At 65.0% G+C, this 11,280-nt stretch carries 13 protein-coding genes; 3 read left to right on the top strand and 10 right to left on the bottom strand.

Translation table 11 applies throughout. The annotated features are described in order from the left end of the window. Positions 1 to 10: 10 nt before the first annotated feature. On the bottom strand, positions 11 to 1,174 hold the full coding sequence (locus tag ACTJKX_RS06255) for an 8-amino-7-oxononanoate synthase (RefSeq protein ID WP_440724711.1): 1,164 nt from the start codon (positions 1,172 to 1,174) through the stop codon (positions 11 to 13). Further along, positions 1,171 to 2,199 (bottom strand): biotin synthase BioB, encoded by a 1,029-nt coding sequence (gene bioB, locus ACTJKX_RS06250; RefSeq protein WP_440724710.1) that lies wholly within the window; start codon positions 2,197 to 2,199, stop codon positions 1,171 to 1,173. Before bioB ends, ACTJKX_RS06255 begins: the two co-directional genes overlap by 4 nt. Positions 2,200 to 2,385: 186 nt before the next feature. On the opposite strand from bioB, the gene ACTJKX_RS06245 reads away from it, so the two are divergent. Continuing rightward, on the top strand, positions 2,386 to 3,051 hold the full coding sequence (locus ACTJKX_RS06245) for a GntR family transcriptional regulator (RefSeq protein ID WP_311938283.1): 666 nt from the start codon (positions 2,386 to 2,388) through the stop codon (positions 3,049 to 3,051). Here ACTJKX_RS06245 and ACTJKX_RS06240 read toward each other — a convergent pair. Together ACTJKX_RS06240 and ACTJKX_RS06235 are read right to left on the bottom strand one after the other, a co-directional pair. Continuing rightward, positions 3,040 to 4,086 (bottom strand): MerR family transcriptional regulator, encoded by a 1,047-nt coding sequence (locus tag ACTJKX_RS06240; RefSeq protein ID WP_440724709.1) that lies wholly within the window; start codon positions 4,084 to 4,086, stop codon positions 3,040 to 3,042. The genes ACTJKX_RS06245 and ACTJKX_RS06240 overlap by 12 nt on opposite strands. A 75-nt stretch (positions 4,087 to 4,161) precedes the next feature. Then, entirely contained in the window at positions 4,162 to 4,620 is a 459-nt protein-coding gene (locus ACTJKX_RS06235; protein ID WP_149255110.1) for a winged helix-turn-helix transcriptional regulator, read from the bottom strand. Between the two features lie 104 nt (positions 4,621 to 4,724). On the opposite strand from ACTJKX_RS06235, the gene ACTJKX_RS06230 reads away from it, so the two are divergent. After that, positions 4,725 to 5,990: an MFS transporter gene (locus ACTJKX_RS06230; RefSeq protein ID WP_440724708.1), complete on the top strand. Its 1,266-nt coding sequence runs from the start codon at positions 4,725 to 4,727 to the stop codon at positions 5,988 to 5,990. 18 nt (positions 5,991 to 6,008) lie between these two features. Here ACTJKX_RS06230 and ACTJKX_RS06225 read toward each other — a convergent pair whose 3' ends face one another. The 4 genes from ACTJKX_RS06225 to ACTJKX_RS06210 all read right to left on the bottom strand — a co-directional run bounded on the left by ACTJKX_RS06225 (position 6,009) and on the right by ACTJKX_RS06210 (position 8,352). Next, positions 6,009 to 6,344, bottom strand: coding sequence for a tetratricopeptide repeat protein (locus ACTJKX_RS06225; protein ID WP_440724707.1), 336 nt, complete (start codon positions 6,342 to 6,344; stop codon positions 6,009 to 6,011). Next, positions 6,323 to 6,832, bottom strand: coding sequence for a flavin reductase family protein (locus ACTJKX_RS06220; RefSeq protein ID WP_440724706.1), 510 nt, complete (start codon positions 6,830 to 6,832; stop codon positions 6,323 to 6,325). Before ACTJKX_RS06220 ends, ACTJKX_RS06225 begins: the two co-directional genes overlap by 22 nt. A 135-nt stretch (positions 6,833 to 6,967) precedes the next feature. Then, positions 6,968 to 7,576: a superoxide dismutase gene (locus tag ACTJKX_RS06215; protein WP_440724705.1), complete on the bottom strand. Its 609-nt coding sequence runs from the start codon at positions 7,574 to 7,576 to the stop codon at positions 6,968 to 6,970. A 203-nt stretch (positions 7,577 to 7,779) separates the two neighbouring features. Next, positions 7,780 to 8,352: a TetR/AcrR family transcriptional regulator gene (locus ACTJKX_RS06210; RefSeq protein ID WP_394309108.1), complete on the bottom strand. Its 573-nt coding sequence runs from the start codon at positions 8,350 to 8,352 to the stop codon at positions 7,780 to 7,782. A gap of 82 nt (positions 8,353 to 8,434) precedes the next feature. Between ACTJKX_RS06210 and ACTJKX_RS06205 the strand changes: the two genes are divergently transcribed. Continuing rightward, on the top strand, positions 8,435 to 9,940 hold the full coding sequence (locus tag ACTJKX_RS06205) for an MFS transporter (protein WP_394309106.1): 1,506 nt from the start codon (positions 8,435 to 8,437) through the stop codon (positions 9,938 to 9,940). Between the two features lie 20 nt (positions 9,941 to 9,960). Here ACTJKX_RS06205 and cydX read toward each other — a convergent pair whose 3' ends face one another. Then, positions 9,961 to 10,104, bottom strand: a complete 144-nt coding sequence (gene cydX / locus ACTJKX_RS06200) for a cytochrome bd-I oxidase subunit CydX (protein WP_311938295.1) — start codon at positions 10,102 to 10,104, stop codon at positions 9,961 to 9,963. Between the two features lie 12 nt (positions 10,105 to 10,116). Then, positions 10,117 to 11,265, bottom strand: coding sequence for a cytochrome d ubiquinol oxidase subunit II (cydB, locus tag ACTJKX_RS06195; protein ID WP_440724704.1), 1,149 nt, complete (start codon positions 11,263 to 11,265; stop codon positions 10,117 to 10,119). Between the last annotated feature and the right edge of the window lie 15 nt (positions 11,266 to 11,280).

Genomic DNA, 11,280 nt, shown 5'->3' with positions numbered 1-11,280 from the left:
GACCTTCGTTTCATCGATCCTCCTCCGCCATTACCATGGCGAGCCGTTCGACCATTTTCGTGATGGTTTCCTCGTCGACATTGGGCGTGATGGAAATACGCAGGCGCGCCGTGCCGGCCGGAACCGTCGGCGGGCGGATGGCCCGGATATCGAAACCGGCCCCCTGCATCCGCTCGGCGATGGCGAGGCAGCGCTTAGTGTCGCCGATGACGACAGGCAGGATCTGCGAGCCGCTGGTCGCGATGCCGAGCCGTTCGGCCACGAGTCTGTTGGCAAAATCGATCAGCGACAATTCCCGGCTGCGCCGCTCCGGCTCGTCCGCCAGCACGCGCAGGGCTTCGCGCACCAATGCAGCCTGGAGGGGAGAGGGCGCAGTCGCATAGATGAAGGGCGCGGCATGGTTGACCATGACGTCACAGAGCACGGCATTGGCACCGATGAGCGCGCCCGAGACGCCCAGCGCCTTGCCGCAGGTGTGCAGCACGACGACATTGTCCCGGCCTTCCAGAGCGGCGGCGAAACCGCGTCCGCTAGGCCCGTGCACCCCGGTGGCATGGGCCTCGTCGACATAGAGGAAGCCGTCATGCGCCTCGGCCAGTCCCATCAGCTCGGCCAGGGGCGCGATATCGCCATCCATGGAGTAGAGGCTTTCGACCACGATCCAGGGATGGCCTCTGCCGCCGGCCGTCCGCCAGGCGCGGATCGCCTGTTGGAAGGCGGCAACGTCGTTATGCGGTACGGCCACGGCCGCAGCGCGGCCGGCTGCGATGCCGGCATGGGCGCTGGCATGGACGAGGGCATCGTAGACGATGAGATCGCCGCGCTGCGGCAAGGTGGAGAGCGCGGCGAGATTGGCCGTGTAGCCGCCATTGAAATAGAGCATGCGCGGTGAGGCGAAGAACGTGGCGGATTCGGCCTCCAGTGCCTCATGCTCGGGATGGTTGCCACGCAGCAGGCGCGAGCCGCCGGCGCCGGTGGGCACGCCACGATCGACGGCCGAGATGAGAGCCTCGCGCAAACGGGATGACGACGCCAGCCCCAGATAGTCGTTGGAGCTGAAATCGATGCCGCTCAGCGGCGCCAGGACCCGGCGACGCCCCTTGCGTTCGAACTGGTCGAGCCTTGTCGCATAGCGCGCCAGCCGGGGCCGCTCGCCCGGCGATGCGACGCTCATGGCGCTTCCTCCATGGGCGCGGCCGTCAGGCCGAGACGGCGCATCAGGCTGCTGTCCTTGTCGTCTCCGGGATTGGCGGCGGTGAGCAGCGTGTCGCCGACGAAGATGGAATTGGCACCCGCGAAGAAGCACAGGGCCTGCATCTCGTCGCTCATCGCCGTGCGTCCAGCGGTGAGACGCACATGCGAGGTTGGCATCACGATACGGGCGAGCGCGATGATGCGGATGAATTCGATGGCATCGACCGGCGGGGCGTCCGCCAGCCTGGTACCGGGGACGGGGATGAGCATGTTGATCGGCACGCTTTCCGGCGCCTCGGGCAGGTTGGCGAGCGTCACCAGCATGTCGATGCGGTCATCGACCGCCTCGCCGAGGCCGAGAATGCCGCCGGAGCACACCTTGATGCCGGCCTCGCGCACATTGGCCAGCGTATCCAGCCGCTCGGCGAAGCTGCGGGTAGTGATCACCTCGGGGTAGTAACGCTCCGAGGTATCGATGTTGTGGTTGTAATAGTCGAGGCCAGCCTCGGCGAGCGTGCCGGCCTGCTGGGGCGACAGCATGCCGAGCGTCATGCAGGTCTCCATGCCGAGCGATTTCACGCCTTCGACCATGGCGACGAGCATGGCCATGTCGCGCTGCTTGGGACTACGCCAGGCCGCGCCCATGCAATAGCGCGTGGCGCCACCCGCCTTGGCCTGGCGCGCCTCCTCGATCACCCGCTGGACCTCCAGGAGCTTGGAAGCCTTCAGGCCGCTGTCATGATGGGCCGACTGGCTGCAATAGCCGCAATCTTCGGGGCAGCCGCCCGTCTTGATGCTGAGCAGCTTGCTGAGCTGGATGCGGTTGGGATCGAAATGCCGGCGATGAACGCTCTGGGCGCGGAACAGCAGGTCGTTGAACGGCAGGTCATAGATCGCGCGCGCCTCGGCATGGTTCCAGGGCAGGGGGCCGGCGCGGTCAGTGCTCGAACCGTGGATACCGGGCGCGCGCTCCTGGTTCTGACTCGTCGACAGGTGATCGTGCATTTCGTCTCCTCGCATGACCGGTCGCGGATCCCTTCAGGAAGGGCGCGAGCGTGGGAAGGAGAGGCAGCCAAATGTCCAGCGCCTCAAAATTATAGATAAAATCTTGAATCTATCTATCTGGAATCATCATAAAGTTGCGAAGCGAGGATGCATCTGGTTTTATCATAGATAATCTATGGAGCTGCCATGGCCGAAACCGTTGCCGAGCGCATAGCGCGTACCCTGGCCGAGCGCATCGTGCGCGGGGAATTGGCGCCGGGAACGCCGCTCCGGCAGGACAGGATCGCGGCGGAGTTCGAGGCGAGCCATGTACCCGCCCGCGAGGCCTTCCAGCTGCTGCGCGCCCAGGGCCTGGCGGTCAACGAGCCGCGGCGCGGCATGCGGGTGGCGCCGCTCGATGGCAAAGCGGCGCAGGAAGTCGTCGAGATTCGGGCGAACCTGGAAGTGCTGGCGGTCAGCCATGCCATTCCCTGGCTGAATGCGACGAGTTTTGAACGGATGGAGCAGGCTCTTCAGGCCGGTGACCGGGCTGAGACCATCGAGGATTGGGAACTCGCTAACCGGGCCTTCCATCGCGAGATCGTGGCACCCTGCCGCATGCCTCGGCTGCTTGCCATGCTGGATGGGCTGCAACTCGCCAATTCGCGCATCATTTTCGCGGCGACGCGGACGGCGGGATGGCGCCCCGGCACCAGCCACGCCCACCGGCAGATTCTCGATGCCCTGCGACAGCGGGATGCCGGGCGCGCGGCCACCCTGCTGCAGTCGCATATCCGTGGGCTTGAGCAGGGAAAGAGCGGCGACTTTCCGACATCGCCGCCTTCCACTTCCTGGATCGGTTCAGGCCGGTGAACGACCGCTCGCACCAGGTCTCCAGGCGATGACACCCTCCGTGCGCGCCCGCACCGTCCGCGAAGCGAGGCATGACGCAACCGCCTCGTAACCGGGGAACCCCGGAAAGGGAACGACCAGAGACGGAGGGCTGTGATTGGCGGGACACAGGATGATGGCCTCCTCCTCACCGGCGGTCGCCAGGTCCAGAATGGCATGAGACCGGGTCAGTACGAAGAGCGGGCTGGTGCCGGGAGGGCGCGCTCGCAGATAGGCACTTACTGCGCGCTGGGTCGGCTCGTCCAATCCCTGCTCGATCATGTCGATGACAAGAAAGGCGGGGCCTACTTCTGCCAGGCCGATTGCCAGAGCGGCGAGAGCATCGGACATCCCGGCGCCGTGGTGGGCGAGTTGCGCGAGGATCGGCTCGACGCGATCGCGAAGAGCCGGATCGGCTGCCAAACCTGTCCGCAATGAGGCCGTGTCGGATACGCGCTCCAGGCCGAGAAAGGCGGCATTCGGCAAGGTTTCGGCCAGACGCAGTGCCAATCGGGTCTTGCCGCTGCCGAGAGGGCCGATGATGTAGGTCAGCGGCTTGATGTCCTGAATCGCGAAGCGTTCGCCACCCCAGGGCCAGGGCAGGTCGAAGGCAATGGCTGGTTCTCGGCCGGATGAAGAGCGCGGCATGAGATTCCCCGGCACTAACGCAGGCGTGTTGGCGTGGCCGCTTTGGAGGGCTTGCAGTGTCATCGCCGTGGCGGCAAGTCCTTTGAGGCGATCCTTGATGGCCGTCTGATGCGCCGCGAGCGTCGCAACCCGTTCGCGGCTATTGCCCTTCAGCACCCGCGCAATCTCGGCAAGCGAGAAGCCGAGCCGGCGCAACGCGGCAATCTCCCGCGCCTTGTCGATCTCCCCAGGACCGTAGACGCGCCAGCCCGCGGCGGAGCGCGGCGGGGCAAGCAGGCCCTTGTCCTCATAGAGCCGCAGGGCCTTGGTCGAGACGCCCAGCCGCCTGGCGGCTTCGGACGGGTTGAGGAAACGCGCGGATGCCGGCATGAATCAGCCCTCGATGGTTGACCATCCTCTTATCGAGGCGGCCCCAGGGGCAAGGTCAAGCGCGCAGGCTCTCCATCACGCCGCGTCGTTGTCCTCGACCTTGAGGATGATGGCATCCTTGGCATCGACGGCACGCCCGTCACTGGTGCGGATCTCGAGCTCGATGGCTTGCCCGGTCTCGCGTTCGACCAGGCGGGAATGCGGCTCGCCAGGCGCAAACAAATGGGCTTCTCCGAATTTGCGCAAGGCCACCATCACCGGGAAGAGATCCCGCCCCATCTCGGTGAGGTGATATTCCTGGTGCGCACCACCATCCGACGCCGGCGCGGATTTGAGAATGCCCCGGGCAATCAACGTCTTCAGACGCTCGGACAGGATGTTCTTGGCGATGCCGAGGCTCTTTTGAAACTCGCCGAAGCGCGTCAGCCCATCGAAGGCATCGCGCACGATCAGCAGCGACCACCAGTCGCCGATCACGTCGAGCGAGCGTGCGCTCGGACAATAGTCCCCGGTGAGGCTCTTGCGCTTGACCATGACCCTGTTCGTCGTTCTTTGTCGGAAATTGGTTGCATCATAAAACTCCATCATTTACGAAGCAAATGGTTTCATTATTAAACCTATATTGCGATGGAGTTGTCATGCCTTCCGAAGTGGAGCTGGGATCCCCGCATGCCGCGGAAGTTGAAATCACGGCCGGGCCATCTGCGCCCCCCTTGTCGCGTACCTTGATCCTGCTGTTTGCCGTGGCGAGCGGCCTTGCTGTCGCCAATGCCTATTTTGCCCATCCCATGCTCGACGTGATGGCGGATGATCTCGGCCTGCCGCGAGCAACCGCCGGCCTGATCGTCGGCGCCACCCAGCTCGGCTATGGCATCGGCCTCGTCCTGCTGGTGCCGATCGGCGACCTGATCGAGCGGCGCAAGCTGGTCATCGCGCAATCGCTGCTCTCCGTCCTTGCTCTCGTCTCGATCGCCTTCGCCTCGAACAGCGCCATGCTGCTCGTCTCCATGGCGGTGATGGGGCTGCTGGCGGTGGTGACCCAGGCCTTCGTCGCCTTTGCCGCCAGCCTGGCGCGACCCTCCCAGCGCGGCGAAGTGGTGGGCATCGTCACCAGCGGCATCGTGCTCGGCATTTTGCTGGCGCGCACGGTGGCGGGTACGCTCACCGATCTTTCAGGCTGGCGCACGGTCTATCTCGCTTCGGCCGCGGTGACTCTCCTCATCGTGCTGGCGCTCTGGCGCATGCTGCCGCACCAGCCTCGGCCGGAGAGCCGGTTGAGCTATCCCCAACTGATCGGCTCGGTCTTCACCTTGTTGGTCGAGGAGCCGGTGCTTCGGATCCGTGCCATTATCGCCATGCTGATCTTTGCCGACATCACCACGCTGCTGGCACCGCTGGTGATGCCCCTGAGTGCGCCGCCCTTTTCCTTCTCGCACAGCGTGATCGGCCTGTTCGGCCTGGCCGGCGCGGCTGGCGCTCTCGGAGCGTCCCGGGCGGGACGCTGGACCGATCGCGGCTACGGGCAGCGCGTGACCGGCATCGCACTCGGCCTGATGTTGCTTGCCTGGCTGCCGATCGGACTGTTGCCTTACTCGATCCTCTGGCTGGTCCTCGGCGTCCTCGTCATCGATTTCGGCCTCCAGGCCGTGCATGTCACCAATCAGGGCATGATCTATCGGGTCAGGCCGGAGGCGCAGAGCCGCCTGACCGCCGCCTATATGGTGTTCTATTCGATCGGTAGCGCCTTTGGCTCGTCGTCCTCGACCCTGGTCTATGCCTATGCCGGCTGGACCGGTGTCAGCCTGCTCGGCGCAGCCATCGCGGCGGTTACCCTGGTCTTCTGGGCGGCAACCCTGGGCACAACACCCAAGGAAGCGGCGCAGGCGATCGATGCTGCCGAATAATCGGGCGTGATCGGGAGCTCAGGTCGAATGGAGGCGCTTCAGCTTGCCGAGCAGGGAGGTCATTTCCCGCAGGGCTTGCAACTCGCCGCTGTCCTGGGCAACGGCGCAGCCCTTGTCCCAGACGGTGATCGCCGCCGATATATTACCTGCCTTGGCATGGGCGGCGCCAAGCTGCTTGTAGGCGGCGGCATAGTCCGGTTTCAGGGCGATGGCCTGCGTGAGATGCAGGATGGCCCCCGCCGGGTCGTCCTGTTCCAGCCGGGCCCGGCCGAGCGTGAAGCGGGCAAGGGCATTGTCGCGGCCGGAGATGATCTGCTGCTCCAGGCGGGCGATCAATCCGCCGGCGTCGGCCATGGCTGGGGCTCCTCGGCGAAGAGTGGCGGCCACTCCGAAAGCGGGGCGGGCCGATGATATTGCCGCCGGTGCCAGAGCAGCGGCGCGGTCGTCTTCGCCAGCTGTGTTCCGACGATCGCGCCGGCGATGACGAGATGGGTGGGGATCGACATGCTGCCGATCAGTTCGCAGTCGATGGACGCCGCCGCAGAAGACAGGTGCGGCGTGCCGGACGACCAGCTCTGCCAGTCGCCGACGCTGAAGCGGTCGATGCCGCCGAGCTTGCCGGCGAAGGCATCGGCAATGTTCTCCTGGTCGCTCGCCAGCATCGCCACGGAGAAGCGGCCCGAGGCAAGGACGAGCTCGGCCAGGCGGCATCTCCGGTCGATCGAAACCAGAAGGGAAGGCGGCTCGGCCGAGAGGGAGAGCACGGCCGTCGCCGGGCGCCCCTGGCGTTCGCCCTGCCAATGGCCGGCGACGATGCACACCGTCGCTGCCAGGTTCGACATCGCTTCGGCAAACTCCGATCGTTGGATGGGAGGCCGGCGCGGCGATGTCAGTGCCATCGGCGTGACGGGGACAGAATGGGCGATTTCACGCAAAAGGCATATCTCCCCATCCGCCCGGCACGCTGCGCCCAGCTGTCAAAGCGCGGCCAGATTGGCTTCGGCAAACTCATAATTGGCCAGCTTGTCGAGGAAGTTCGTGACATAGTCGGGGCGGCGATTGCGGAAATCGACATAATAGCTGTGCTCCCAGACGTCGAGGCCGAGCAGGGGCGTGCCTTCGCCGGTGGCGAGCGGATTGGAGCCGTTCGGCGTCTTGGTCACCTTGAGCTTGCCGTCCTTGCCGGCGACCAGCCAGGCCCAGCCCGAACCGAACTGCGTGGTTGCCGCCGTCTTGAAGGCTTCCTTGAAGGCATCGGTGCCGCCGAGATCGGCATCGATCCTGGCCTGCAGCTTGCCGGGGATGCCGCCGCCATTCGGGCTGAGTGCCTGCCAGAAGTGGATGTGGTTCCAATGCTGCCCGGCATTGTTGAACACCGGCGCCACCTCGGGGCGGTCCTTGACCAGGGCAATGATCTCCTCGAGCGTCCTGCCTGCGAGAGCGGCATCCTTTTCCACGAAGCCGTTGAGGGCGGTGACATAGGCCTGGTGGTGCTTGCCGTGATGGAGCTCGAGCGTCTCCTGGCTCATGCCGCGTGCGGCGAGGGCGTTGATGGCATAGGGCAGGGTGGGGAGCGTGAAGGCCATGGTCTTTCTCCATCATCGGCGGACTGCGCTCACCGTCAGCGGTAGCGCAATCCATTTTCAAAGTCTTATCTTTGAAAAACGAATTGCCGCATATGTCAAGTTGATGGTTGGAAAATTGCCATGCCTTCCTCGTTCGTGCCTTCCTCTTTCATGCCTTTCTCGCTGTGGATCCGCGCGCCTGGCCTTCAATCTAGTCGCTGGCGTCATGCCGGACTGTCCGGCAGCAGGCGCATTATGTCCTCGAAAATCTCCTGCCATTCGGCTTCGGTCATCTGCACGAATTGAAAGCTGTGCAGGAAGAAGATGCCTTCGGAGGCGAGAAAGGCGAGGCGCGCCTTGCGCCCCTCGGGAGAAGAGGGATCGATCTCCGTGAGATAGCGGCGGTACCAGGCGCGGGTATCGGCCAGCTGATCCGGGCTCTGGATCAGGGTTGCCAGCATGGCGGCCGAACGGGACGCATCCTTCTCGTCGGTATGGCGATTGGCCTCGACATAAGCCCGGACCATGGCGAAAGGCCCTGGCTGCTCGGCTGCGAGCCTGGCAACTTCGGTGTCGAAACCTGCGGCCCAGCGCTCCAGCATGGCCTTGAGAAGGCCATCCTTGGTGCCGAAGCAATATTGCACGCCGCCCTTGGTGATGCCCGCTTCCTTGGCGACCGCATCGATGGTCAGGCCTGCGGGGCCGATACGTGCCACCACGGCTTCTGCCGCATCGAGAACCTTGTTGCGGTCGATGCTGCGAGGACGGCCAAGGCCGCTTCTCTCTTTTGTTTCCATACGTATGTATTTATATTGGCTGGGTGGGGTGGGCAAGCGGTCCGCTTTGCACGGATAGTTTCATACAACGCTGAACTCGATCATGGCATATCACAATCGCTGGCTGGTTCTCGCAATCGTTTCGAGCGCCCTGTTCCTCATCGTCGTCGACCTGACAGTGCTCTACACGGCACTGCCCCGCCTGACCCATGACCTGGCCGCGACCGCCTCCGAAAAGCTCTGGATCCTCAATGCCTATCCGCTCGTCGTTGCCGGCCTGTTGCCGGGCTGCGGGACACTCGGCGATCGCATCGGCTCCAAGCGCCTGTTCATGGCCGGCCTGATCGCCTTCGGGGCGGCCTCGCTGCTCGCTGCCTTCGCCCCCAGTTCGATGGTGCTGATCGCTGCCCGTGCTTTGCTGGCCGTCGGTGCCGCCATGATGATGCCCGCAACCCTCGCGATCATTCGCGTCACCTTCACCAGCGAGGAGGAGAGGGCTTTTGCCATCGGGGTCTGGGCAGCCGTGGCATCGAGCGGCGCGGCGTTTGGCCCGGTATTGGGCGGCTTTCTGCTCGAGTTCTTCTGGTGGGGCTCGGTCTTTCTGATCAACGTTCCGGTAGTCGTTGTCGCCTGGGTGGCGGCCGGCCTGGTCCTGGAAAACCGTCCGGGCCGTGCCACCCACCCTTGGGATCTTGTCGGCTCGCTCCAGATCATGGCCGGGCTGATCGCCACCGCCTATGCCATCAAGGAACTGGGCAAGCGTTCGCCGAGTTGGGAGGTCGCGCTTGTGGCGGGGCTCATCGGCGCCCTGGCATTCTTTCTTTTCGGGCGGCGGCAGCGCCGGAGCGAGATGCCGCTGATCGATTTCAGCCTGTTCCGCAATCCTGAATTCGCTGCGGGCGTCATCGTCGCCACCGTGTCATCGGCGGCCCTGATCGGCGTGGAACTGGTGTTCAGCCAGCATCTGCAGCTGGTGCGGAACATGTCGCCGCTGCAGGCGGGGCTGCTTCTGCTGCCCATTCCCCTGGCCTCGATCGTGGCGGGGCCGCTGGCGGGTCTCGCCTTGCCGCGGCTCGGGGCCCGCCATGTGCTCTGGATGTCGCTGGCGCTGGCCGGCGGTGGTCTGGCTGCCTTCCTGCTGGCTCATGACGGGACAGCGGCGCTCTGGCTGACGGCCCTGAGCGCCATGGGATTCGGCGTCGGCGCGTCGATGTCGGCCGCTTCCAGTGCGATCATGGTCAATGCGCCGGAGGAGCGGGCCGGCATGGCCGCCTCGATCGAGGAGGTTTCCTACGAACTCGGCGGCGCGCTCGGGGTTGCCGTGATGGGCACCATCATGTCGGCGATCTATACGGCGATGCTGGTATTGCCGCCGGATCTGCCGGTTGCCGGCACCGTTCGGGACAGCCTGGATGAAGCCCTGCTGGTAGCCGAAACGCTGCCGGCGCCGTCGGCCGACATGCTGGCCCGGCTGGCACGCTCGGCTTTCGAGCAGGCCTTTCTGGGCGTGATCGCCGTCTGCTCGCTGCTCTTCCTGCTGACGGCACTCGTCGTCGGCCTGATGGGCCGTCGCCAGGACCGCCTGAGCGATCGTCAACCGATCGGTTGACGATCGCAGGAGAACCGCTGTCAGTTACCGGCCGTCGACCGGTCCGGCTTGCCCGCCACCTTGGTGACAGGCACTTTCTGCTCGCGCAGTTCGAACCACATCGCGTTGAGAATGGCGAAGGAGCAGGCGAGGCCGAGCCCGAGGATCCAGGAAAAATACCACATGGTCGGGCTCCTTCAGTAGGCGTTGGGATTGCGGCCGATCGAGTCGGCGGTGACGGGACCGCGCATCACGCGGAAGACCCAGGTGGTGTAGGCCAGGATCAGCGGCAGGAAGACCGCCGTCGCCAGCAGCATGACGAACAGCGTCATGTGGCTGGAGGAAGCGTCCCACACGGTGAGGCTGACCTGAGGATCGAGCGAACTCGGTAGCAGGAAGGGGAACAGCGCCAGGCCGGCGGTGGCGATGATGCCGATGATGGCGAGGCTGCTGCCGAAGATCGCAAGCTTGCCCATGCGGGCCGACAGGCCGGCAAAGGCCACCAGCGGCCCAAGCAGGCCGAGGGTCGGCGCCGTCCACATCCAGCCATGGTTATGGAAGTTGGCGAGCCAGCGGCCCGTTTCGAGTGCGACCGTCTTGCCCAGCGGATTGGAGGGGCCGAACGGGTCCTGCTGGCTGGTGACGACATAGCCGTCGATGCCATAGGCGATCCAGACCCCGGCCAAGGCAAACAGCACCAGGGTTGCCAGGGCGGCAAGGCGGCCATAGGAGCGCGCCCGCTCCGTCATCGGCCCCCGGGTACGGGCCGAAATCACGGTTGCGCCATGGGTGACCAGCATGGCGAGGCTGACGAGCCCGGCCAGCAAGGCAAAGGGGCGCAGCAGGCCGAAGAAGTTGCCGCTATAGGACGGACGCAGCGTGGCATCGAGGCCGAACGGCACGCCCAGCAGCACATTGCCGACAGCAACACCGAAGATCAGAGCCGGCACGAAGCCGCCGAGGAACAGGGCGCAATCCCACAGATTGCGCCAGCGCGGATCCTGGAGCTTGCCGCGGAACTTGAAGCCGACGGGACGCAGGATCAGGGCGAGCAATATGGCGATCATCGCCAGGTAGAAGCCGGAAAAGGACGTCGCATAGAGCGCCGGCCAGGCAGCGAAGATCGCGCCGCCGCCGAGGATCAGCCAGACCTGGTTACCTTCCCAGGTCGGCCCCATCAGGTTGATGAGGATGCGGCGTTCCTCGTCGGTGCGGGCGGCAAAGGGCAGCAATGCCCCAATACCGAGATCGTAGCCATCCATGATGGCAAAGCCGATCAGCAATACGCCGAGCAGGGCCCACCAGATCAGGCGCAGGGTTTCATAATCGAGAGGGATCGTGGTCATGAGTGCGTATCCTGA

This window comes from Labrys sp. 22185 (assembly GCF_052045555.1).
GTDB classification, from domain to species: Bacteria; Pseudomonadota; Alphaproteobacteria; order Rhizobiales; family Labraceae; genus Labrys; species Labrys neptuniae.
Note: the sequence above shows the minus strand (reverse complement) of the source record. Positions and strands in the feature narration are given on the sequence as shown.